Origin of the sequence: Streptococcus himalayensis (genome assembly GCF_001708305.1) — a bacterium.
GTDB lineage: Bacteria > Bacillota > Bacilli > Lactobacillales > Streptococcaceae > Streptococcus > Streptococcus himalayensis.
The window spans coordinates 628,688-651,738 of record NZ_CP016953.1; the positions used below are offsets into that span (position 1 = coordinate 628,688).

Genomic DNA, 23,051 nt, shown 5'->3' on the forward strand with positions numbered 1-23,051 from the left:
ACAATTAAGTTTACAAATTTGTAAATCATGTAAATTTAATTGTAAACTAGAATAGAAATCAAATAAACTGTTGAGATAAAAAATGATTGAAAAAGTTAAAAGCTTTGAAAATAAAGAATGAATATTCTTGAAATTGAACATTATTTTTGTAAACAGAATTTACAATAGTGTAAACGAAGGTTGTAAATGTGTAGGAGTTTGTTTTCCAAAATAGGGATTTACGAACTACTATGGTATGAGACTAGCTATAAATTCGCATTTTAAGGCTATTTATGGTATAATATCTCGAATAAGAGGTTTATGATGAAAAGATTTCGTTTTGCGCCCATCCATTTTATCATGGTAGGCATCATTTCTTTTGGAATTTTAGCTCTATTTTTACGAGTATTTGGAGATACAACATCAACGTTGCTAGCTATTTTGTTCATTTTATCCTTTTTTGTGTTCCTCTTGATTTATCAGGAAAAATACCATGAAGTGGATGAGTTAGAGCAGATTCAGTATGTCAATGATCAGGCTGAAAATAGCCTTACATCTCTTCTTGATAAAATGCCAGTTGGGGTTGTTAAAATTGATGAGAAAACTGGTAGTGTAGAGTGGTTTAACCCCTATGCTGAGCTTATTTTGACCAATGAAGATGGAGAATTTGATTTAGAATTGGTCCAGCAAATCACGCAGACTCCATTTCAGGAAGTTGGCTCTTATGCTGTCATTGGCTCCACTCGTTATTCTGTATCCATCGATCATGGGTCAAATGTGTTTTATTTTTTTGATGCATCAAGTGAGTATCAGGCAGCAGCAGAGTTGGTAACGACTCGGCCGGTTATCGGGATTATCTCTGTGGATAATTATGATGATTTGGAGGATACTGTTTCAGATTCGGATATTAGTCAGATTAACAGTTTTATTGCTAATTTTGTAGCAGGATTTGCAGAGCAGCATGCCATGTTTTATCGTCGTGTGGGGATGGATCGTTTTTATTTATTCACGGATTACACCATGCTAGATCGTCTCATGCAGGATAAATTTAGTGTGATTGATCAATTTCGTACGGAGGCTAAAGAACGGCATTTGCCACTGACTTTGAGTATGGGATTTTCGTACGGTGATGGAAATCATGACCAGATTGGGAAAGTAGCTCTTTTGAATCTCAACTTGGCGGAAGTCCGTGGGGGCGATCAAGCTGTGGTCAAAGAAAACGATGAGAACAAGAATCCTGTGTACTTTGGCGGTGGAACGGCTTCGACGGTTAAGCGCACGCGAACGCGAACACGTGCGATGATGGCTGCAATTTCGGATAAAATCACAAGTGTCGATCAGGTTTTTGTTGTAGGACATAAAAATCTTGATATGGATGCCTTGGGAGCTTCTGTTGGGATGCAGTTATTTTCAAGCAATATCATTGAGCATACTTATGCGGTTTATGATCCACACCAGATGGCACCGGATATTGAGCGTGCAGTGGAGCGATTGCAGTCAGAGGGGATGACCCAGTTAATTCCTGTATCAGAGGCCATGACGATGGTCACAAAACGTTCCCTTCTCATCATGGTGGACCATTCCAAGACGGTTTTGACCTTATCTAAGGATTTTTATGATTTGTTCCAGCAGACGATTGTGATTGATCATCATCGTAGGGATCAGGATTTCCCAGAAAATGCGGTGATTACTTATATCGAAAGTGGAGCAAGTAGTGCCAGTGAGTTGGTAACAGAACTCATTCAGTTCCAAAATTCGAAGAAAAATCGCTTGGGTAAAATGCAAGCTAGTTGTTTGATGGCTGGAATGATGCTGGATACTAAGAATTTCACATCCCGTGTTACCAGTCGAACTTTCGATGTGGCTAGTTACCTGCGTACGAGGGGAAGCGATAGTGTGACGATTCAAGATATTTCAGCGACTGATTTTGAAGACTACCGTGCAGAGCATGAATTAATCTTAAATGGTCGAAAACTTTTGCCTAACGTTTTATTAGCAATAGGGCTTGAGGATGTCCGCTATAGCACCGTTGTCATCAGTAAAGCTGCAGATGCGATGCTTGCCATGTCTGGGATTGAAGCGAGCTTTACTGTGGCACTGAATAAAAAAGGATATGTGTCTATTTCAGCCAGAAGTCGTAGTAAAATCAATGTACAGCGTATTATGGAAGAAATGGGTGGTGGCGGCCATTTTAACTTGGCAGCCGCTCAAATCACTGACAAGAGCCTATCGGCTGTATCTCAGCGATTACAGGAAATCATTATCAATGAACTTATGAAAGACAAGGAGACAGAAGAATGAAAGTTATTTTCTTAGCAGATGTAAAAGGTAAGGGGAAAAAAGGCGAAATCAAGGAAGTTCCAACAGGTTATGCTCAAAATTTCTTGATTAAGAAGAATCTAGCCAAGGAAGCAAATGCACAAGCCATTGGGGAATTGCGTGGAAAGCAAAAATCTGAAGAAAAAGCGCACGCTGAAATGGTGGCTGAAGCAAAAGCTATTAAGGCGAAATTGGAAGAAGAAGCAACGATTGTTGAATTTACTGAAAAAGTAGGACCAGACGGTCGGACTTTCGGTTCTATTACAAGTAAAAAGATTGCTGAAGAATTGCAAAAGCAGTTTGGGATTAAGATTGACAAACGTCATATTCAAGTGGCTAGTCCAATTCGAGCTGTGGGTTTGATTGATGTGCCTGTAAAGATTTATCAAGATGTGACGAGTGTGATTAATTTGCGCGTGAAAGAGGGATAATCCTTGAACGATTGATGGGAAGGAGGTTTTATGGCAGAAATTGATGAATTGCGTGCGCAGCCTCAGGATATTTTAGCTGAGCAGTCTGTGTTAGGGGCAATTTTCATTGACGAGAGCAAACTGGTATTTGTCCGTGAATACATCGAGCCGACTGACTTCTTTAAATATGCCCATCGACTGATTTTTAAGGCCATGATTGATTTGGCTGATCGTGGAGATGCTATTGATGCAGCGACGGTTCGTAATATTTTGGATAGTCAAGATGATTTGCAAAATATCGGAGGGCTGTCCTACATTGCCGATTTGGTCAATGCCGTTCCGACGTCAGCTAATGCTGAATATTATGCCAAAATTGTCGCAGAAAAAGCTATCTTACGGCGTTTAATCAGCCGTTTGACAGAAAGTATCAATCAGGCCTACGACGCAGCCAGTCCAGCAGATGAGATTATCGCTGGTGCAGAAAAAGCCTTGATTGATGTCAGCGAAAATGCTAGTCGCAGCGGTTTTAAAAATATCCGTGAAGTTCTAAATCTGAATTTTGAAAGCTTGGAGCAGCGTTCGCAGCAGACTTCTGATATTACAGGGATTGCGACAGGTTACAAGGACTTGGATCACATGACGACAGGCTTGCATGAGGAAGAGTTGATTATCTTAGCGGCTCGTCCTGCGGTCGGAAAAACGGCCTTTGCCCTCAATATTGCCCAGAATATCGGGACAAAGCTAGACAAGACGGTCGCTATCTTTTCTCTTGAAATGGGGGCAGAAAGCTTAGTCGATCGGATGTTGGCAGCAGAAGGTTTGATTGAATCGCACTCGATTCGTACAGGTCAGCTAACGGATGAGGAATGGCGAAAATATACGATTGCACAGGGCAATCTTGCCAATGCCAGTATCTATATTGATGATACTCCAGGAATTCGGATTACAGAAATTCGCTCTCGTTCGCGGAAATTAGCCCAAGAAACTGGAAATCTAGGCTTGATTTTAATCGACTACTTGCAGCTGATAACAGGTACTGGACGTGAAAATCGTCAACAGGAAGTCTCAGAAATTTCTCGGCAGTTGAAAATCTTAGCCAAGGAATTAAAAGTTCCCGTTATTGCACTTAGTCAGCTTTCGCGGAGTGTGGAGCAACGGCAGGACAAGCGTCCCGTTTTATCTGATATTCGGGAGTCTGGATCTATCGAGCAGGATGCGGATATTGTTGCCTTCTTGTACCGTGATGACTACTACGAACGCGGAGGCGAGGAAGAAGAGAGCATTCCGAATAATAAAGTCGAAGTGATTATTGAGAAAAACCGGAGCGGTGCACGCGGTACGGTAGAATTGATTTTTCAAAAGGAATACAATAAATTTTCAAGTATTTCTAAAAGAGAGGAGTAAATCATGAGTGATGCATTTGCAGATGTTGCGAAGATGAAGAAGATTAAGGAAGACATCAAGGCCCATGAAGGGAAATTGGTGGCTATGACCTTGGAAAATGGGCGGAAACGTCAGAAGGATAAGATTGGTCGCTTGATTGAGGTCTATCCTTCTCTCTTTATCGTCGAATATAGTAACGATGGGAGCAATCCAGGCGAGATTGAAAATACCTACGTTGAGTCTTATACGTATTCAGATATCTTAACGGAAAAGAATTTGATTCGTTATATACATGAAGATGAGGCGCAGTGAGGGTTGCTTCAATGATAAAAAATCACAAAGGGTTGTTGTTTGACAACTCTTTCTTTTACTGTTTATCCTTGGCAACTGTTTATCCTTAGCAACGGGGCATGGAGTCGTGCGATAGAGGTGGGGGATATGGATAATCGGGATGTGTTAATACTCATTTAATTTTAAAAATAGCCTTTTCATCTGAACATTTTTATTTTGGTTCTAAAATGTAGAGAACTAAATGAGTTAAACAGGATACTCTTTCAGTACATGGAATAGCCAGTAATAAAAAAATAGGTGGTTTATGTCTGAACCATACAAGAAAGTAGTAAAAATACTAACTATGATTTTCATTGAGTATCATCAAATATTCGGCTCTCTATATGTATAACCATTATGAACATGTCCAGTCGATGGAGTATGACCATTTTCGAGTGGGAAGATATGAGTTGGGTGCTCGTGTGTATTCGTTGGATATTACGGTTAGTGGGAAACATAGATTTTAACTGGAGGAACCCAGATTTGTTTCTAACCGATTGGATCCTGAAGCGGAAGTGACAGTTTCTGAAGTGAGCGATTCTCCTGAGGAACAGTTGAAAGAACAAGAAGTTCCAACGGAGATGACTGTATTGCCTCCTTATGTGAAAATAGTCGATAATACAGCGAAAAATTGATTTTTGCTAATCGTTAAAAAATAGCCGAAGCATATTTCTCCTAGGCATTCTTCTTGACTTTTGGAACTGCTTTCGCTATCATTAGAGATAGATATGGGAGTCTGTGTACAGTCTGAGAGGAAGTGTAAGCTTCGACCGCACCTGATCTGGGTAATGCCAGCGTAGGGAATTCAGTAGATGTAGAAGAAAGCCGCTTATCCATTTTGGGTAGGAGGTACTGCAATATGAAGACGCGAAAACACCTTATTCCTATATGGATAGGGTGTTTTTCATTTGCAAATGTAGAGGGATAGAAAGGAGATGACATGAATCAAATCCAGAACCGATTGCGGGAGTCTGTGAGTGTACTCAGTTTGTTGCTTGTCTTATGTTTCTGGCAGATAGCAGGTTTTCTAGGTATTTTGCCAAAATTTATCCTACCCACTCCTTTTGAGATTTTAGGTGCCATGATTCGAGATTATGACATGCTGTTCTTTCACAGCTTGGCAACAATCAAGGTCGCACTTTTGGGGCTTGGCTTGGGGGTTCTTTTGGCTTTTATCACTGCGATTGTGATGGATCAGTTGCCGATTTTCTATGATATTTTATATCCTTTATTGGTTGTGATTCAAACCATTCCGACCATTGCGTTGGCACCGATTTTGGTGTTGTGGCTGGGATATGGGATTTTACCGAAATTGGTGCTCATTTTGTTAACCACAACTTTTCCCATTATCATTAGTTTGTTGGATGGTTTTAAACAGTGCGATTCTGATACGCTGATTCTTTTTCAGCTCATGCGGGCTAAGTGGTGGCAGATTCTCTGGCATTTTAAGGTGCCGGCTAGTCTTCCCTACTTCTTTGCAGGTTTGCGAGTCAGTGTGTCTTATGCGTTTATTACCACTGTTGTATCGGAGTGGTTAGGTGGTTTTGAAGGCTTAGGAGTTTATATGATTCAGTCCAAAAAGCTTTTCCAGTACGATACCATGTTTACAATTATCATTTTAATATCCTTGATTAGTTTGCTGGGAATGCAGTTGGTCAAGGTATTAGAGCAGCGTCTTTTGCGTTGGCAATAGAGAATAGGAGATTTGAATGAAACGAAAATGGATGATAGCTGCAGTAGCTTGCCTCTTTTTAGCAGCTTGTGGAAATGGAAAGCAAGCGAGCGGAGCAAAAAAAGTAGATTTTATCTTGGATTGGACGCCTAATACCAATCACACAGGCTTGTATGTTGCCAAAGAAAAAGGGTATTTTACAGCCGCTGGTGTGGATGTAGACATCAAATTGCCCCCAGAGGATAGTTCGTCTGATTTGGTCATCAATGGCAAGGCGCCATTTGCAATTTCTTTCCAGGATTCTATGGCTAAGAAATTGGAAAAAGGGGCGGAAATGACGGCTGTCGCAGCGATTGTTGAGCATAATACGTCAGGTATTATCTCGAAAAGTGCAACAGGAATTATGAAGCCTAGGGACTTGGTTGGAAAAACGTACGGGACTTGGAATGATCCGATAGAGCTGGCCATGGTGGAAACCCTGGTGAAGGCTCAGGGTGGTGATTTTGAAAAGGTTAAAAAAGTTCCTAACACGGATTCCAATTCGATCACTCCGATTGAAAATGGTAGTTTTGATGCAGCTTGGATTTACTATGGCTGGGATGGTATCTTGGCTAAGTCGCAAGGAATTGAGACTAATTTCTTTTATATGACGGATTATGCCAAGGAATTAGATTATTATTCGCCTGTGATTATTGCCAATAATACCTATTTGAAAGAGCATAAAGAGGAAGCGCGTGCAGTCATTCAAGCGATCAAAAAAGGCTATCAATACGCAATGGAGCATCCCAAAGAGGCGGCGGACATTCTCATCAAACACGCACCGGAATTGGAAAAAGAGCGTAAATTTGTAGAGGAATCTCAATCCTATTTATCTAAGCAATATGCAGAAAATAAGGAAAAATGGGGTCGGTTTGATGCCAACCGTTGGAATGCTTTCTACGATTGGGCAAAAGACAAGGGTGTCTTAACCAAAGATTTGACAGATATTGGCTTTAGCAATGAATTTGTGGAGTAAGGATGAGATTAACAGTAGCCAATCTAAGCCATAGGTATGGCAAAGAGGAGATTTTACGCAATATCAATCTAGAGGTCTCAGAGGGCGAAATTGTAGCCATTTTAGGCCCTAGCGGGGTCGGGAAAACAACCCTGTTTAACCTGATTGCAGGTATCTTAGAGGTCAAAAAAGGCCAACTGATATTGGATGGGGAAAACAATCCCAAAGGCAAGGTCAGCTATATGCTCCAAAAGGATTTATTGCTGGATCATAAAACTGTTTTGGGCAATGTCAGCCTTCCCTTACGCATTCAAGGTGTGAACAAAGAGACAGCAGAAAAGCAAGCCTTGGAGCTGTTAAGAGCCTTTAATTTAGCAGATGTGCAGTCAGCCTATCCACGGGAATTAAGTGGAGGTATGCGGCAAAGGATTGCACTTTTGCGAACTTATTTATTTGGTCCCTCTTTCTTTTTGTTGGATGAACCCTTTAGTGCTTTAGATGAATTGACAAAGGCAGATTTGCATGCTTGGTACTTAGGAATTCATCAAAGCTTGGGGCTTACTAGTCTCCTTATCACCCACAGCCTAGATGAAGCCTTGACGCTTAGCAATCGCATTTATCTGCTCAATCATCGTCCGGGAGAGATTGTCGCCGAAATCAAGTTAGACTGGCAAGAACCTGAAGATAAAGAGGTTCAAAAACTAGCCTATAAAAAAGAAATTCTTGATTACCTTTCAAAAGTGTAGAAAATTCTTTACAGAAATCTGTAATCGTGGTATAATAAAGTTTGTGTGAAATAGCAGCAGAGGAATATGAAGCTCGTCAACAGGTACTTTGCAATAGAAGTAACCTTAGCTGTTTAGGCGAAGGGTACCTGCACGAATCAGGATTTCTCAAAGACTATTTCCATAAAAAATTTATTTTATGGAGGACATTCTTATGTCACGTTATACAGGACCATCTTGGAAACAAGCACGCCGTCTTGGTTTGTCACTTACAGGTACAGGTAAAGAGCTTGCTCGTCGTAACTATGTACCAGGTCAACATGGACCAAACAACCGCAGCAAATTGTCAGAATACGGTTTGCAATTGGCTGAAAAACAAAAACTTCGTTTCTCTTACGGTGTAGGTGAGAAACAATTCCGTAACTTATTCGTACAAGCTACAAAAATCAAAGGCGGAATTCTTGGTTTCAACTTCATGCTTCTTCTTGAACGTCGTTTGGACAACGTTGTTTACCGTTTAGGTCTTGCAACAACTCGTCGTCAAGCACGTCAATTTGTAAACCACGGTCACATCCTTGTTGACGGAAAACGCGTTGACATTCCTAGCTACCGTGTTGAAGTAGGTCAAGTGATTTCCGTTCGTGAAAAATCATTGAAAGTACCTGCAATCCTTGAAGCAGTTGAAGCAACTCTTGGACGTCCAGCATTCGTATCATTCGATGCTGATAAATTAGAAGGTTCATTAACTCGCCTTCCAGAACGCGACGAAATCAACCCAGAAATTAACGAAGCACTTGTCGTTGAATTCTATAACAAAATGCTTTAATTTCATTATATATATTACAGAGAGCCTACGCAAGTGGGCTTTTTCTGATGCTCTTTAACATTGTAAAGGCCAAGGGTAGACGATTGATGAACAGGACCACAAAATCGCTACTCTTCTCATTTGCAATCTAGTCTATCCATGAACGATAGAGTTACAGACCTATAAAAGAGAGATGCTCCATATTTGTCAATTCTTGGCTGAAGAGTTTTAGGAGAAAACTGGTACAGAACTGAAGAGTTTTTTGGGGAGTGGGGGTGCTCTCAATGATAGATATTCTCGACCATTCACTTTAGGGGAAAAGAAAAAGTAGTCCATGCTCTAGATATGGACTACTTTTTTTACTTTTAATTTGGACGATTTCGTGATACAAATTTGATTTTGAAGAAATCAGCCCGTTTATAGGTTTCATCGTATTCGATGACTTGACCGGTGGTTTCCAATTGCGTTGTTTTTTCTTGGTAAACAACAGGGAACGTTGAATCAATTTCAAGAACTTGGCAGATGTCTTCAGGTGTTGGGAATAAAATCACATTGCTTTCTTCGAAATGTTCGTCATTCAAATGGATGTGATAATCTTCTTTGAAACGTTTGTAAATCGAGCTGTAATAGGACAAGTCTGGGTAATTAGCATTGATATACTGCTCTGGAATGTAGGATTTGTCATAGAGATAGACAACCCCTTTGGCCTTACGAATACGCTCAATCTTATAGTAGAATTGGGTATTTTTTAACCCTAATTTTTCTAGAATACGATCGTCATTTTCGCGTTCAATCGATAGTACAATTACCTGATCATCATCCTGAGAGCCGAAAAGCTCAACATCTGAGAATTCCACTAATTTGTGTTTGCGAGCACGAGAAACAAAAGTGCCTTTTCCTTGTTGACGGATGATGTATCCATCTTTGGCAAGTTCGTTCAATGCTCTGACAACTGTAATGGAACTAACGTTATAAAGATTGATTAGTTCTGCCTCTGTATAAAACTTATCTCCATTCTCGAATTGCCCTGAGATAATTTTGTTTTTAAGTTCGTCCTTGATGTACTGATATTTAGGGACAACCATGTACTTCACCTCACTTTAAATTTTTCCTTCTCATTATGCATTGTACCACATTTTTCAAAAAATTTGTTAAAAAGTATTGACATTTTTTAAAATATATAATATATTAAGTAGTGAAAACGATTACTTAAGTTTTCTTTAAGGAAAGAGGGTGACTGCTTGGCTAGGTTTGAGGTGCGAGATGATTTCTACCTAAATGGAGAACCCTTTAAGATTTTGTCAGGTACTATTCACTATTTCCGAATCCACCCAGATGATTGGTATCATTCTCTCTATAACTTAAAGGCTCTGGGCTTCAATACAGTTGAAACCTATGTTCCTTGGAATATGCATGAGCAAAGGGAGGGAGAGTTTGATTTTTCAGACATACTGGACTTGGAAAGATTTCTTCAGCTTGCGCAGGATTTGGGCTTGTATGCGATTGTACGTCCTTCTCCCTTCATCTGTGCAGAATGGGAATTCGGTGGTTTGCCAGCTTGGCTATTGGAAAAAAAGATGCGCATTCGATCTTCGGATCCTGCATTTTTAGAAGCTCTTCGTCATTACTATGCTGTATTATTGCCAAAACTATTACCATATCAACTGGATAACGGGGGAAATATCCTCATGATGCAGATTGAGAATGAGTATGGTTCTTACGGCGAGGATAAAGCTTACCTTCGTGCTCTTCGTGATTTGATGGTAGAGGCTGGTGTGACTTGTCCGCTCTTTACATCAGATGGACCATGGCGAGCGACGTTGAGAGCAGGAACCTTGATTGAAGAGGATATCTTGGTTACTGGGAATTTTGGCTCTAAAGGAGCTTATAACTTTTCACAGATGCAAACTTTCTTTGAGGAGCATGGTAAAAAGTGGCCACTGATGTGCATGGAATTTTGGGATGGTTGGTTCAATCGTTGGAAGGAGCCGATTATCACTCGAGAGCCTGAGGAGTTGGCAGAGGCTGTCCGAGAAGTGTTGGAGTTAGGCTCCATCAATCTCTATATGTTTCATGGGGGGACTAATTTTGGCTTTATGAATGGTTGCTCCGCAAGAGGAACAATTGATTTACCACAGGTGACTTCCTATGACTACGATGCTTTGCTAAACGAACAAGGCAATCCCACACCTAAGTACTTTGCAGTTCAGCAGATGATGAAAGAGCATTTTCCAGACTATCCTACTTGCGAGCCTTTGCTAAAGGAGAGTATGGAGTTGGCAGCAATTCCTCTAGTTGCTAAGGTGAGCCTGTTTGATACACTCGAGAGTTTATCAGAGACTATTAAGACTAATTATCCGAAGAAAATAGAGGAGTTGGGTCAGTATTATGGCTATCATCTCTATCGAACTCATGCAGAATGGGATGCGGATGAAGAAAAAATTCGGATTATTGATGGTCGAGATCGCATGCAACTTTTTGTCGACGGAAACTTTGTTTCTACGCAGTACCAGACAGAGATTGGGGAAGACATCTTTGTAGCTGCTGAGCAAAAGAAGGAGCATAGGATTGATATTCTCATGGAAAATATGGGGCGTGTCAACTATGGTCATAAACTTCTCGCAGATACCCAACGAAAGGGAATTCGAACAGGAGTTTGCAAGGATTTGCATTTCTTACTTGACTGGGAACAATATCCGCTTGAGTTGAAAACGATCAATCAGGTCGATTTTTCAAAAGACTGGCGAGAAAATCAACCTGCTTTCTATGCTTTTGACGTAAAATTGGAAGCGCTTTACGATGCTTATCTAGACCTGACTGGTTTCGGGAAGGGACTTGCTTTTGTCAATGGTGTCAATATCGGCCGGTTTTGGAAGGTCGGACCGACACTATCTCTCTATATTCCACATGGCTTGCTCAAAAAGGGTGATAATCGTATTGTCATTTTTGAGACGGAAGGGGAATATCGAGAAACGATTCACTTTGTTAAAAAACCTATATATCAAAAAATAAAGGGGGAAAACTTATGACAATTATAGGAACTCGTATCGATGGACGTTTGATCCATGGGCAAGTAGCCAATCTTTGGACTACTAAACTGAACATTTCTCGTATCATGGTTGTTGACGACGATGTGGTGAACAGTGATATTGAAAAATCAGGTTTGAAATTAGCCTGCCCACCAGGAGTAAAACTCTCTGTGCTAACCATCGAAAAAGCTGCTGCTAATATCCTAGCAGGGAAATATGACTCACAACGTCTCTTTATCGTTGCAAAACGTCCAGCTCCAATCTTGGGTTTGGTAGAACGTGGAGTTGCTCTTCCTGAGCTAAACGTTGGAAATATGTCTCAATCGCCTGAAACACGCTCAGTGACACGCTCAGTGAACGTTGTTGATGAGGATATTCGTGTCTTCGATGAATTGAATGCCAAAGGCGTGAAATTAATTCATCAAATGGTGCCAGGTGACACCGCTAAAGATTTCTTACCTCTACTTGAAAAGGTAAGATAGTATAGTCGTTCATAACATTTAAAAAATTTTTAGGAGGTTACATCATGATTCAATGGTGGCAAATTCTTTTACTTACCTTGTACTCAGCTTATCAAATCTGTGATGAGTTGACCATCGTATCTTCAGCAGGTTCGCCTGTATTTGCAGGTTTCATTACAGGACTTGTTATGGGAGATTTGAAGACAGGTCTATACATCGGTGGTGCGCTTCAATTAGTAGTACTTGGGGTTGGTACTTTCGGTGGTGCGTCTCGTATTGACGCAACATCTGGTGCGGTTATTGCAACAGCTTTCTCAGTTGCAAAAGGAATCGATGCTGAGCTTGCAATCTCAACGATTGCGGTACCAGTAGCAGCACTTCTTACTTATGCCGATATCCTTGGTCGTTTCTCAACTACTTACTTTGCTCACCGCGTGGATGCAGCCGTTGAACGCTTTGACTATAAAGGAATTGAACGCAACTACTTATTAGGTGCAATTCCATGGGCAGCTTCTCGTGCGCTTCCTGTACTTCTAGCTCTTGCCTTTGGTGGTGATTTCGTTCAAGCCATGGTTACAGCTATTGATAATGTGAAATGGGTCGCAGATGGTTTGACTCTTGCAGCTCGTATGCTTCCAGGTCTAGGGTTCGCAATCTTGCTTCACTACCTTCCACTCAAACGCAATCTTCACTACTTAGGTCTTGGTTTTGCAATTACAGCAATATTGACAACTGTATTTGGTGGTCTTCAAACTCTTAGTGGTGCAGTTGGCACACTTGCAGGTGCCTACGATGAATCAGCAGATGCTGCAATCGGTTTTGCCTCTTCAGCATTTGACAAAGGCCTTCCAATGATTGGTGTGGCTATCATCGGTATTGCTCTTGCTGTCCTTCACTACAAAAATAGCCAAAATGTAACAGTAGTGGCAGCGCCATCTAACTCAGAAAGTGGGGAAATCGAAGATGATGAAGTCTAATTACAAACTTACCAAAGAAGATTTTAATCAAATTAACAAACGTAGCTTGTTTACTTACCAACTTGGTTGGAACTATGAACGGATGCAAGGTTCTGGTTATCTTTACATGCTCTTGCCACAACTTCGTAAAATGTACGGAGATGGCACTCCTGAGCTAAAAGAAATGATGCAATTGCATACACAGTTCTTTAATACATCACCATTCTTCCATACGATTATCGCAGGGATTGACCTTGCCTTGGAAGAAAATGAAGGTGTGGCTTCTAAAGATGCGGTTAATGGTGTGAAAACTGGTTTGATGGGACCATTTGCTCCTATCGGAGACTCTATCTTTGCGTCTCTTATTCCAGCAATTATGGGATCTATTGCAGCAACGATGGCTAAAGAAGGTGGAACCTTTGTCGGTATCCTTCTATGGATGGCTGTGGCAGTAGCTTATGATATCTTCCGTTGGAAACAGCTAGAAGTTGCCTATAAAGAAGGTACAAAACTTGTGACAACCATGCGTTCTACATTGACTGCTTTGGTTGATGCAGCGTCTGTTCTTGGGGTATTCATGCTCGGTGCCTTGATTGCAACCATGATTAACGTAGAAGTTTCTTGGCTTCCACACGTTGGTGAAAAAGCGATTGACATTCAAGCTATGCTCAACAGCATCTTCCCACGCTTGGTTCCAGCTGTTATCACAGGAGGAATCTTCTGGTTACTTGGCCGTAAAGGTATGACTTCTACAAAAGCTATCTTGATTATCATTTGCGTAGCTCTTGGTTTATCAGCTCTTGGTCATTTTGCACTAGGAATGTAAGAGGTTGTTTATGAGCAAGCATTTAGTACTCGTTAGCCATGGTCAATTTTGTGAAGGATTAAAGCAAAGTACAGAGATGATTATGGGACCGCAAGATAACATTCATACCGTATCATTGCTACCAGCAGAAGGTCCTGAAGAGTTTCAAGAAAAATTCTTAGATACCATTAAAGAATTGGATGATTTTGTTGTCTTTGCCGATCTACTAGGTGGTACACCTTGTAATGTTGTTAGTCGACTGATTATGGAAGGACAAGAAATTGATCTCTATGCAGGGATGAATATGCCAATGGTGATTCGATTCATCAATGATGCTCTTCTAGGAACAACATCACATTACCACGAAAGTACTTCCGAATATGTCCAATATGTCAATGAAATTTTAAATGGCATGGCCGACGATGAGGATGAATAAACATGATGTGGAAAGGGGCTGGGATTTCTAGTCCCTTTCTTTTTTGAAATGATTTTGTTTACAGTTTTGATGGAACTTGTAGGCAAGATCTGGAAATCATGTGACAAAGGAGTGAGCAAGATTCGGTTCTAAGACGAATTGCTTTGAAGAAAATTTCTTTCAAGTAATTCAGACTCACTGAATATCAAAAATGTACAGGGTTCGTTTGTCTATTTTTGATATTCTTTGAGGATGATTGGTGAACTTGCTCTTTTCATTTAAGGAGGAAATTTAATATGTTAAACTATTCTAAAGAAGAGTTGCTCCAGTTAGGAGCAGAAATTACGACTCGTGAAATTTACCAGCAACCTGATGTTTGGAAAGAAGCATTTGCTGCTTACAAGGATCATGTTCCAGCCATCGCCCAATTTTTGGCAGAAATTGCTGAAAAACATAGCTATATCAAAGTGATTTTGACAGGTGCAGGGACTTCTGCCTATGTAGGAGATACTTTATTACCTTACTTTACTTCGATTTATGATGAGCGTCAGTGGAATTTTAGCTCGGTTGCGACAACGGATCTTGTAGCTGGCCCGCTCAATCATTTCCAAAAAGAGGTGCCGACGGTGCTTGTATCGTTTGCACGTAGTGGCAATTCGCCAGAGAGTGTTGCTGCTGTGGATTTGGCTAAGGATTTGGTTGATGAATTGTATCAAATCACGATTACCTGTGCGGCAGATGGGAAATTAGCCCAACAAGCGCAAGGAGATGATAGAAATCTCTTGCTTTTGCAGCCAAGTCGTTCCAATGATGCTGGTTTTGCCATGACAAGTAGCTTTACTTCGATGATGTTGACAGCTCTACTCGTCTTTGATAAGGCAAATTTAGAAGAAAAAGAAGAGAAATTTGCGACCTTGTCTCGTTTGACTGAGGAAGTTTTAGGCAAGGATCAAGAAGTACAAGATTTAGTGGGATTGGATTTTGACCGTGTGATTTACTTAGGTGCTGGATCATTCTTTGGCCTAGCTCACGAAGCTCAATTAAAAATCTTGGAATTAACCGCTGGGCAAGTGGCAACGATGTACGAAAGCCCAGTCGGTTTCCGTCACGGTCCTAAGTCTTTAATCAATGACAATACAGTCGTTCTCGTCTTTGGTTCGAATAATGACTATACACGTCAATATGACCTTGATTTGGTCAAGGAAGTTGCTGGAGACAAGATTGCTCGTAAAGTGATTTACCTTGGTGAAAAAGTTGAAGAACTTGATGATGTTCATCAAGTGCCACTTGGGTGTGGTGGTGTCTTAAGTGATATTTACCGCGTCTTTCCATATATCGCCTATGCTCAACTCTTTGCCCTTTTGACATCCTTGAAAGTGGAAAATAAACCAGATACTCCATCTCCAACAGGAACTGTCAATCGTGTCGTGCAAGGTGTGATTATCCACGAATTTTCAAAATAAGCTAGAAAGAGGAAGAATACATGAAAAAATTAAGACTAACTGAAGGAAAACTTCGTCACTTGCAAAACTTATCCGATGAAAATGGTGTTATTGGAGCCTTGGCGATTGACCAACGGGGTTCATTGAAAAAAATGTTGGCCAGTGGTAAGATTGAGACGGGTGAAGATGGAATTGTCACCTTTAAGGAATTGATTTCAACAGAACTAACTCCGTATGCGACTTCTATCCTTTTGGATCCTGAATATGGGGTTCCAGCAAGCAAACTTCGTGCTGAAGGAGCTGGTTTGATTGTCGCTTATGAAAAAACGGGCTATGATGCGACAGAAGAAGGTCGTTTCCCAGATTTATTGCCAAATTGGTCTGCCAAACGGATTAAAGAATTGGGTGGCGATGCGGTGAAAGTTCTTCTATACTATGATGTAGATGACAAACCTGAAATCAATGATGTCAAACATGCCTGGGTAGAGCGTGTAGGTAGCGAATGTGTGGCAGAAGATATTCCTTATTTCCTTGAAATCGTGACGTATGATGCGAGCGATGAAGATGTGAAGAGTGCGGCCTATGCCAAAGTGAAAGCCCACAAGGTAAATGAAGCGATGCGTGTCTTTTCAGATGCTCGCTATCAGGTAGATGTCTTGAAAGTGGAAGTGCCTGTAAATATGAATTTCGTGGAAGGCTACACTGCAGAAGGTGTCGAAGCTGTTCATACCTTGGATGAAGCAAAAGCTTTCTTCAAGGAACAAGCGGAAATTACTCACTTGCCATTTATCTTCCTCAGTGCGGGTGTGAGTGCGGAGCTCTTCCAAGAAACCTTGAAAGTAGCTAAAGAAGCAGGTTCAAACTTTAATGGTGTGCTTTGCGGACGTGCAACTTGGAAAGACTCTGTAGATGTCTTTGCAAACGAAGGGGTAGAAGAAACTCGTGCATGGCTTGCTAGCGAAGGTCGCAAAAATATCGAAGATTTGAACGCCGTTCTTGCAGATACAGCAGTGAGCTGGAAGGAAAAAGTGGAAGTTCCTTACGAGGACGTTCGCGGATTTTAATTTCTAAAAGCCAATCATAAACAGCATAAGGGGTGTGGACAAAAGTCCTCTCTCCTTTTTGCCATAAAGGAGGAGTTATGAGAGCCATTCGAGTAGATGTATTTGGACAGATCAATGGGCAAGAGGTTCACCGTTATCAGCTGGAAAATGAAGCGGGGTATCGTTTGTCTGTGATGAACTATGGTGCGACGATTTTGGAATATCAGGTGCCGGATCGATTGGGCATGACTGCTAATATTATTGTAGGCTATGATTCTTTACAAGCTTACATCGGAAATAGTCCCAAGCATGGGGCTAGTATTGGGCCGGTAGCTGGGCGGATTGGTCAGGCTCAGTTTACCTTGCAGGGGGAAAGCTATGAGTTAGAGGTCAATCATGCGACTAACTGCAATCATAGTGGCTCTACTGGCTGGGATAGCAGTATCTTTCAGCTAGAGGAAAAAAGCGATAAATCCGTGACTTTTTACCTAGAGCGACCTGATGGAACAGGTGGTTTTCCAGGCAATCTGAAGATTTGGGTGACGTATGGTTTGTCTGAAGAGGGTGAAGTTGAGGTATCTTATCAAGTGCAGACAGACCGAGATACCTTGATCAATCCGACTAATCATAGCTATTTTAACCTGAGTGGCAATGTGTTTCAGACAGTGGATGACCATGAATTAACGATTTATTCAAGAGGTGTTTATCCAGTGGATGAGGTCAGCTTGCCAGCTCTGCAGGTTGATGGTCAGGCTGAGTTTGTTAAGAATTTGCAGACGGGAGTGGGTCTTGGGAAGGTATTTGCGTCGCAAGATCCGCAGATTGCTATTGTAAATGGTGGACTGGATCATCCTTTCTTGTTGGATAAGAGCAATCCAGTGGCAGTTCGTCTTTATCATCCTTCCAGTGGTCGAGAGTTGATTGTGCGGACAGATTGCCCTGTGGCTGTGGTTTATACGGCGAATTATCCTGATAATCATGGCGAAAATCGCCCTCTTCACAATGGAATTGCTCTGGAAATGCAACGCTTGCCGAATGCCATTCATCGTCCAGAAAAAGAGCAGGTGATTTTGCGGGCTGGAGAGATTTTTACCAGTACGACGACCTACCAAGCTAGTGTTGTAACTGTTTGAGGATTTTATACTCGTCAACAATCAAAATCTGACCTTGTTAACTCACCTTGCTTCAACAGTTTAGCGGACTGTTGAGGGCTGGAAATAATCCTCGGCTAACCTCCGTTACCCCTGCGTTTTTTAGGACACAAGCTAGGCTCGTTTTATCTACACGAGTTTGGGAGAAAAAGATTTTCACGGTAGAAATTCTATAATTTCATATAGTATCTTTTACTAAAATAGATACAAAAAGCGAACAAAGAGAGAGTTTTAAGATTTTAATTCCTCCTTTGTTCGTTTTTCACTTTTCTAATCAGATTTTTGTCCCAAACTCCTAGTCATATTTTGGTTTTTATAGAGTACTAGTTTAAATATCGAGCAGGGAGGAAGAGGTGCTGATTTTAAGGAAGTTAGGACAGGCCTTCTTCCTTTTTAAGGTGTTAAGGTGAAAGAGTTGCCCTTTGTCTGTCTCCCTCTTTTTTGCTATAATAGGTCTATGAGTAGAATTTTAGACATGGAACAATTTGGGGATGAGGAAGTGGTCGAGCGGACCCTCAGGCCTCAATATTTACGTGAATACATCGGACAGGACAAGGTCAAGAACCAGCTTCAGATTTTTATTGAGGCTGCAAAGTTGCGAGATGAAGCCTTGGATCATGTGTTGTTATTTGGCCCACCGGGGCTTGGAAAAACAACCATGGCCTTTGTCATTGCCAATGAACTGGGGGTGAATCTCAAGCAGACATCGGGGCCAGTTATTGAAAAAGCAGGTGACTTGGTGGCTATTTTAAATGACTTGGAGCCTGGGGATGTCCTCTTTATAGACGAAATTCACCGTTTGCCCATGGCTGTGGAGGAGGTGCTCTACAGTGCTATGGAGGATTTTTACATTGATATTATGATTGGGGCTGGGGAGACGAGCCGCAGTGTGCATTTGGATTTGCCTCCTTTTACTCTAATAGGAGCGACGACGCGTGCAGGGATGCTATCGAATCCTCTGCGAGCCCGTTTTGGGATTACAGGGCATATGGAGTACTATGCAGAAGCGGATTTGACAGAGATTGTTGAGCGGACGGCAGACATTTTTGAGATGGACATTACCCATGAGGCGGCGAGGGAATTGTCTCTGCGTAGTCGAGGGACACCTCGGATTGCCAATCGTTTGCTAAAACGCGTGCGGGATTTTGCTCAAATCAAGGGAAATGGCATGATTGATGAGGCCATGACTGATCAAGCTCTGACCATGCTTGATGTGGATCATGAGGGGCTGGATTATGTGGATCAAAAAATCCTCCGCACCATGATTGAGATGTACGGAGGAGGGCCAGTCGGCTTAGGGACCTTATCGGTCAATATCGCAGAAGAGCGTGAAACAGTTGAGGATATGTATGAACCTTATTTAATTCAAAAAGGGTTTATCATGCGAACTCGTACGGGGCGCGTGGCGACACAGAAGGCCTATGAGCATTTAGGAATTGCCTATAAAGAAAAGTGAGAGACGATGGAAAGAGAAGAAATCCTCCGCTGGTTTAGGGAAGACCCCTCTATCATGGAGATTTTAAGCATTATCCGCGATTTGGGGTTAAGGGATGCATGGTTATGTGCAGGTAGTGTGCGCAACTTTATCTGGAACAGCCTATCTGGTCACTCAGCCTTTGATAGGACAACAGATGTGGATGTTATTTTCTTTGACCCAGATATTTCTTATGAGGAGACATGTGTGATAGAGGCAAGTCTCAAAGAAAACTACCCAGAATTTCTGTGGGAAGTGAAAAATCAGGTCTATATGCATGTTCATAGTCCTCATACGAAGCCCTATAAGAGCTCGCAAGATGCGATGAGCCGCTACCCAGAGCGTTGCACGGCAGTTGGTTTGCGTTTGCTGAACAATGATGAGCTGGACTTGTTTGCACCCTATGGTTTGGAGGATATTGTGAATTTTCGCTTGCACCCCACTCCGCACTTTTTAGAAAATGATGCTCGTCTGGCACTCTATCACGAACGAATTAGCCAGAAAAATTGGGTCCAGAAATGGCCGAGCTTACAAAAGAATACATTGATAAGAAAAATTTAAAAAATCAGAGAATATTTAAGAAAAGTTTAAGCTGGGAAGGCTATAATGAGGTCACAAGTTAAGAAAACCTTAACTTGAACCCCTAAAAACTTTTCTTTTTCATAATAATCTCCCTATGAAGCCACCCAATTCGGTGGCTTTTTTTGATTCCAAAATGCAGTGGTTAGTCTTGTTCTTTATAGAATATAATATATTTGAATAGGCATATTTTAAATAAAAATATAAAAAATTTACATTTTTGTTCAAGAGTGATAGAATATACTATTGGAATGAAATAAGAAAGGTAGCAGTCATGGGAACATTATTGGCAACTAGAATAAAAAGTAGAAGGAAAGAACTCCGGCTCTCTCAAAAAGAATTAGCGGATGGGATTTGTCAGCAAGGTCAAATTAGCAGATTAGAGAAAGGGGAGTATACTCCGGGTTCGGAATTATTATACCAGTTAGCTAAGAGGCTTAATGTAAGTATGGATTATTTTTTTGATGAACAAATTTTAAATGAATCAACAGAGCTTTTTGAGTTTAAAAAAATTGCTAAAGCATTCATATCTCAAAGAAATTATGAATCGTTGGTTTATATCTATGAATTAGAGAAAGAAAAAAATCATCGTTTATCACTATCAGACAAAATTTATTTGGAGTGGGTTGGCTCTCTGGTTGATTTTTATTTCTATAATAGAAAGGAGGAGGCAATAGAAAGACTAGAAGAAATAGTACAATCACTTGATAAATCTGATATTAACTTTTTTCAAATTTCAAATACTCTTTTTAATTTCTACTATGATACAGAAAATCTAGCTAGATTTGATTTAATAAAGGAAGAGTTAAAAGCTCAAGTACATCAATTAAATTTAAATACAATAGAGGAATTGGAGCTTTCAATAAAATTTAACTTTAATCTTAGTCGTTATTATTGGCTACAAAAAAATATTGAATTAGCTATCCAACAAGTAACAGCAACTATTAAGCTATGCCAAGATTATCGAACAACTTATTTATTAGCAGATTTATTTTTATTATTAGGAAACATAAGTAAGAACTTTTCAAATCAAACAGAAGTTAAAAGATACTTTGAAACAGCATTTTTTTTGTATAAGAATTTAGATAATAATAAAGAGATGGCTTTAACGATAGAGCATTATATCTCAAATAATTTTCAAGATTAAGTACTGTAGCGACATTCAAAAGATGTCGTTTTTTTATTTAAAAAATACAAAGAGGTACATTGTAATAAAAAAAGACACATAAAAGCATTAAAAATATTGAAATTTTGTATTTTAAGTGATATTATAAATCTATAAAAAATAAAGGAGATTCTAATGAAAAAAGTTTTGAAAAAGCTTATCGTTATTTCTTTGTTAGCTGGTTTCGTTTTATCTATTGGAAAAAGTGGAGTTAATAACATTAGACCAATGGGAGAAATTGACCCTGGCCCTGCTAATATTCATATGAATTAATTTCGATAAAATAATATAATTTTTTGTAAATCCGTGTTGTAGTTAAGAAGTTTGGGTTATTAGCACAGCGTTTAAATAGCAAAGTTTAATAAAATAGTAAAGTATAGGTTTTTTATCAAGTTTTTTGAGAAATATATTAGGAAATACTTCGTACCAAAGGCAATGTTCTCTATATTTAAAGAACTAAAGAGTCCTATATCAACACAGAAAAATACAGAACTTGATATTATGATGATTAAGATAAGCTGCAAAAAAGTTTATCATAGTGATTGAACTTTTTTACTATTTTAATAATTATTACGGTTGTAGATGTAAGGATCTATTTTAGTGTGGGGAGGGCTATGAAATTTCCATATTTTAAAAAACAGCTATCTTTAATACCATATGGTGAAAAGCTATCCATTGGTGCTACTCCAGATTTTGCATTAGAGATAACTGATCAAAGTGGTTTAGTTTATGATATATTATGTAACTGTAATGGAATTAATACCATTGGTGATATATACAACAAATTAAAATATAAATACAATGATTTAGATATTGAAGAAGTAATTGATATTACTGATAGGCTTTCAAGTTATCCTTTGATTCTCGAAGACTATGCATTAACAGTAGAGAGTTCATTGACTCCTAGAGAGATTGAACGCCATAGTCGTACAATGAATTTCTTATCAAATTTTGATTATCTTGGAACAGAAAAAGTTAATTACATGAAGAAAATTATAAGTTCTAATGTATTAATTATTGGGTTAGGTGGTGTAGGTTCCTCGTTAGCAATGAATTTAGCAGCTTTAGGAGTACAAAAACTTTATGGAGTAGATTTCGATAAAGTAGATTTATCTAATTTAAATAGACAATTATTATATTCTGAATCTGATGTGGGTTGTTTAAAATCTGAGGCGGCGAAGAAAAAATTAGATATGTTTGATAGTTCTATTCAGTTTACTACTTTTCAGTTAGAGATAACATGCATGGAGGATGTAGAAACGCTAATAAAAGAATACAATATTGATTTTGTATTTTGTGCAGCAGATCAACCTTCAATCTGGATATATAAATGGATTAATGAAGCGTGTCTTAATACACAAACTGCATGGATATATGGTGGAAATAGTGAAGCCTCCTCATATTTTCAAACAATCATTCCTAAAGAAACAAGTTGTTTTAACTGCCGAGAACTAAATTTAAAAGAGTTTTCGACTGAAGGTTACTTAAAATATACTGAAGTAAAAAATCATGGATATGCAACACAAAATAATTGTCTAGCAGCAACATCATCGTGTATTACTTCATTTATGATTTTTGACTTTATTAGATATATTACAAAATTTGAAACTCCTAGGGTTATTAATCAATTATTTACTTTGGACTATAGAGATTATACAATTTCTTATTTACCAGTGAAAAAAAATCAAATGTGTAATTGTAGATAATAATTTTAATTTCTGTCCCTGGAGAGGGACGTTAATCAATACTACACTTGTAGAAAGGAGAGAAAATATGAAAAATACAAAAAAGGAAACTAAAAAGATTGAAATTAGAGTGTTAGATTCAGTTGAGCTCACTAAGCGTGGCGGACGTAATACGATTAATCCAGAATCTTAATTAGTTTTATTATGAATTTTGTAAGTGCATACAAGG

The 23,051-nt window shown here is 39.7% G+C and carries 21 protein-coding genes, 1 pseudogene and 1 riboswitch; of the genes and pseudogenes, 21 read left to right on the plus strand and 1 reads right to left on the minus strand.

Annotated features, from left to right (window positions below):
• Positions 1-303: 303 nt before the first annotated feature.
• The 8 genes and pseudogenes from BFM96_RS03120 to rpsD form a co-directional block, all read left to right on the plus strand.
• Positions 304-2,197, plus strand: a pseudogene (locus tag BFM96_RS03120) (DHH family phosphoesterase); the annotation flags it as partial.
• 79 nt (positions 2,198-2,276) lie between these two features.
• Entirely contained in the window at positions 2,277-2,729 is a 453-nt protein-coding gene (gene rplI, locus BFM96_RS03125) for a 50S ribosomal protein L9 (protein WP_068990178.1), read from the plus strand.
• Positions 2,730-2,759: 30 nt separating this feature from the next.
• Positions 2,760-4,112 carry a replicative DNA helicase gene (gene dnaB, locus BFM96_RS03130; protein ID WP_068990180.1) on the plus strand — a complete coding sequence of 451 codons (1,353 nt, stop codon included), beginning with the start codon at positions 2,760-2,762 and terminating at the stop codon, positions 4,110-4,112.
• Between the two features lie 3 nt (positions 4,113-4,115).
• Complete coding sequence (locus BFM96_RS03135; RefSeq protein WP_068990184.1) at positions 4,116-4,403, plus strand: Veg family protein; 288 nt, start codon at positions 4,116-4,118, stop codon at positions 4,401-4,403.
• 736 nt (positions 4,404-5,139) lie between these two features.
• Positions 5,140-5,241: riboswitch (TPP riboswitch) on the plus strand.
• Between the two features lie 120 nt (positions 5,242-5,361).
• A complete protein-coding gene (locus BFM96_RS03140) occupies positions 5,362-6,114 on the plus strand; it encodes an ABC transporter permease (protein ID WP_068990188.1) in 753 nt (250 codons plus the stop codon).
• 16 nt (positions 6,115-6,130) lie between these two features.
• Positions 6,131-7,108, plus strand: coding sequence for an ABC transporter substrate-binding protein (locus tag BFM96_RS03145; RefSeq protein WP_068990191.1), 978 nt, complete (start codon positions 6,131-6,133; stop codon positions 7,106-7,108).
• Between the two features lie 2 nt (positions 7,109-7,110).
• A complete protein-coding gene (locus BFM96_RS03150; protein ID WP_068990196.1) occupies positions 7,111-7,833 on the plus strand; it encodes an ABC transporter ATP-binding protein in 723 nt (240 codons plus the stop codon).
• A 193-nt stretch (positions 7,834-8,026) separates the two neighbouring features.
• On the plus strand, positions 8,027-8,638 hold the full coding sequence (rpsD, locus tag BFM96_RS03155) for a 30S ribosomal protein S4 (protein ID WP_067087439.1): 612 nt from the start codon (positions 8,027-8,029) through the stop codon (positions 8,636-8,638).
• 344 nt (positions 8,639-8,982) lie between these two features.
• Here the strand turns inward: rpsD and BFM96_RS03160 are convergent, their stop codons facing one another.
• A complete protein-coding gene (locus BFM96_RS03160) occupies positions 8,983-9,702 on the minus strand; it encodes a GntR family transcriptional regulator (RefSeq protein WP_068990200.1) in 720 nt (239 codons plus the stop codon).
• Between the two features lie 156 nt (positions 9,703-9,858).
• Between BFM96_RS03160 and BFM96_RS03165 the strand changes: the two genes are divergently transcribed.
• From BFM96_RS03165 to BFM96_RS03220, 13 genes are all read left to right on the plus strand, one after another.
• The gene (locus BFM96_RS03165) at positions 9,859-11,646 is read left to right on the plus strand and encodes a glycoside hydrolase family 35 protein (RefSeq protein WP_068990203.1); all 1,788 of its coding nucleotides are present in this window, start codon (positions 9,859-9,861) and stop codon (positions 11,644-11,646) included.
• Complete coding sequence (locus tag BFM96_RS03170; protein ID WP_068990205.1) at positions 11,643-12,128, plus strand: PTS system mannose/fructose/N-acetylgalactosamine-transporter subunit IIB; 486 nt, start codon at positions 11,643-11,645, stop codon at positions 12,126-12,128. Before BFM96_RS03165 ends, BFM96_RS03170 begins: the two co-directional genes overlap by 4 nt.
• Positions 12,129-12,172: 44 nt before the next feature.
• A complete protein-coding gene (locus BFM96_RS03175; protein WP_068990207.1) occupies positions 12,173-13,084 on the plus strand; it encodes a PTS mannose/fructose/sorbose/N-acetylgalactosamine transporter subunit IIC in 912 nt (303 codons plus the stop codon).
• A complete protein-coding gene (locus BFM96_RS03180) occupies positions 13,071-13,889 on the plus strand; it encodes a PTS system mannose/fructose/sorbose family transporter subunit IID (RefSeq protein WP_068990210.1) in 819 nt (272 codons plus the stop codon). Before BFM96_RS03175 ends, BFM96_RS03180 begins: the two co-directional genes overlap by 14 nt.
• Positions 13,890-13,899: 10 nt before the next feature.
• Positions 13,900-14,304 carry a PTS sugar transporter subunit IIA gene (locus BFM96_RS03185; protein WP_068990216.1) on the plus strand — a complete coding sequence of 135 codons (405 nt, stop codon included), beginning with the start codon at positions 13,900-13,902 and terminating at the stop codon, positions 14,302-14,304.
• Between the two features lie 275 nt (positions 14,305-14,579).
• Positions 14,580-15,746, plus strand: a complete 1,167-nt coding sequence (locus BFM96_RS03190; RefSeq protein ID WP_068990219.1) for an SIS domain-containing protein — start codon at positions 14,580-14,582, stop codon at positions 15,744-15,746.
• A gap of 20 nt (positions 15,747-15,766) precedes the next feature.
• Complete coding sequence (lacD, locus tag BFM96_RS03195) at positions 15,767-16,789, plus strand: tagatose-bisphosphate aldolase (RefSeq protein WP_068990225.1); 1,023 nt, start codon at positions 15,767-15,769, stop codon at positions 16,787-16,789.
• 77 nt (positions 16,790-16,866) lie between these two features.
• On the plus strand, positions 16,867-17,901 hold the full coding sequence (locus BFM96_RS03200; RefSeq protein ID WP_068990228.1) for an aldose epimerase family protein: 1,035 nt from the start codon (positions 16,867-16,869) through the stop codon (positions 17,899-17,901).
• 475 nt (positions 17,902-18,376) lie between these two features.
• Entirely contained in the window at positions 18,377-19,375 is a 999-nt protein-coding gene (ruvB, locus tag BFM96_RS03205) for a Holliday junction branch migration DNA helicase RuvB (protein ID WP_068990230.1), read from the plus strand.
• Positions 19,376-19,381: 6 nt separating this feature from the next.
• Entirely contained in the window at positions 19,382-19,954 is a 573-nt protein-coding gene (locus BFM96_RS03210) for a nucleotidyltransferase family protein (RefSeq protein ID WP_068990233.1), read from the plus strand.
• Positions 19,955-20,246: 292 nt separating this feature from the next.
• The gene (locus BFM96_RS03215) at positions 20,247-21,119 is read left to right on the plus strand and encodes a helix-turn-helix domain-containing protein (protein WP_068990236.1); all 873 of its coding nucleotides are present in this window, start codon (positions 20,247-20,249) and stop codon (positions 21,117-21,119) included.
• A gap of 153 nt (positions 21,120-21,272) precedes the next feature.
• A complete protein-coding gene (locus BFM96_RS11205; protein WP_188595255.1) occupies positions 21,273-21,410 on the plus strand; it encodes a hypothetical protein in 138 nt (45 codons plus the stop codon).
• A gap of 341 nt (positions 21,411-21,751) precedes the next feature.
• The gene (locus tag BFM96_RS03220; protein ID WP_068990239.1) at positions 21,752-22,843 is read left to right on the plus strand and encodes a HesA/MoeB/ThiF family protein; all 1,092 of its coding nucleotides are present in this window, start codon (positions 21,752-21,754) and stop codon (positions 22,841-22,843) included.
• Positions 22,844-23,051: the final 208 nt, after the last annotated feature.

Coding starts and splice junctions, on each gene's coding strand:
- rplI (WP_068990178.1), top strand. CDS start 2,277: ATGAAAGTTATTTTCTTAGCAGATGTAAAAGGTAAGGGGAAAAAAGGC.
- dnaB (WP_068990180.1), top strand. CDS start 2,760: ATGGCAGAAATTGATGAATTGCGTGCGCAGCCTCAGGATATTTTAGCT.
- BFM96_RS03135 (WP_068990184.1), top strand. CDS start 4,116: ATGAGTGATGCATTTGCAGATGTTGCGAAGATGAAGAAGATTAAGGAA.
- BFM96_RS03140 (WP_068990188.1), top strand. CDS start 5,362: ATGAATCAAATCCAGAACCGATTGCGGGAGTCTGTGAGTGTACTCAGT.
- BFM96_RS03145 (WP_068990191.1), top strand. CDS start 6,131: ATGAAACGAAAATGGATGATAGCTGCAGTAGCTTGCCTCTTTTTAGCA.
- BFM96_RS03150 (WP_068990196.1), top strand. CDS start 7,111: ATGAGATTAACAGTAGCCAATCTAAGCCATAGGTATGGCAAAGAGGAG.
- rpsD (WP_067087439.1), top strand. CDS start 8,027: ATGTCACGTTATACAGGACCATCTTGGAAACAAGCACGCCGTCTTGGT.
- BFM96_RS03160 (WP_068990200.1), bottom strand. CDS start 9,702: ATGGTTGTCCCTAAATATCAGTACATCAAGGACGAACTTAAAAACAAA.
- BFM96_RS03170 (WP_068990205.1), top strand. CDS start 11,643: ATGACAATTATAGGAACTCGTATCGATGGACGTTTGATCCATGGGCAA.
- BFM96_RS03175 (WP_068990207.1), top strand. CDS start 12,173: ATGATTCAATGGTGGCAAATTCTTTTACTTACCTTGTACTCAGCTTAT.
- BFM96_RS03180 (WP_068990210.1), top strand. CDS start 13,071: ATGATGAAGTCTAATTACAAACTTACCAAAGAAGATTTTAATCAAATT.
- BFM96_RS03185 (WP_068990216.1), top strand. CDS start 13,900: ATGAGCAAGCATTTAGTACTCGTTAGCCATGGTCAATTTTGTGAAGGA.
- BFM96_RS03190 (WP_068990219.1), top strand. CDS start 14,580: ATGTTAAACTATTCTAAAGAAGAGTTGCTCCAGTTAGGAGCAGAAATT.
- lacD (WP_068990225.1), top strand. CDS start 15,767: ATGAAAAAATTAAGACTAACTGAAGGAAAACTTCGTCACTTGCAAAAC.
- BFM96_RS03200 (WP_068990228.1), top strand. CDS start 16,867: ATGAGAGCCATTCGAGTAGATGTATTTGGACAGATCAATGGGCAAGAG.
- ruvB (WP_068990230.1), top strand. CDS start 18,377: ATGAGTAGAATTTTAGACATGGAACAATTTGGGGATGAGGAAGTGGTC.
- BFM96_RS03210 (WP_068990233.1), top strand. CDS start 19,382: ATGGAAAGAGAAGAAATCCTCCGCTGGTTTAGGGAAGACCCCTCTATC.
- BFM96_RS03215 (WP_068990236.1), top strand. CDS start 20,247: ATGGGAACATTATTGGCAACTAGAATAAAAAGTAGAAGGAAAGAACTC.
- BFM96_RS11205 (WP_188595255.1), top strand. CDS start 21,273: ATGAAAAAAGTTTTGAAAAAGCTTATCGTTATTTCTTTGTTAGCTGGT.
- BFM96_RS03220 (WP_068990239.1), top strand. CDS start 21,752: ATGAAATTTCCATATTTTAAAAAACAGCTATCTTTAATACCATATGGT.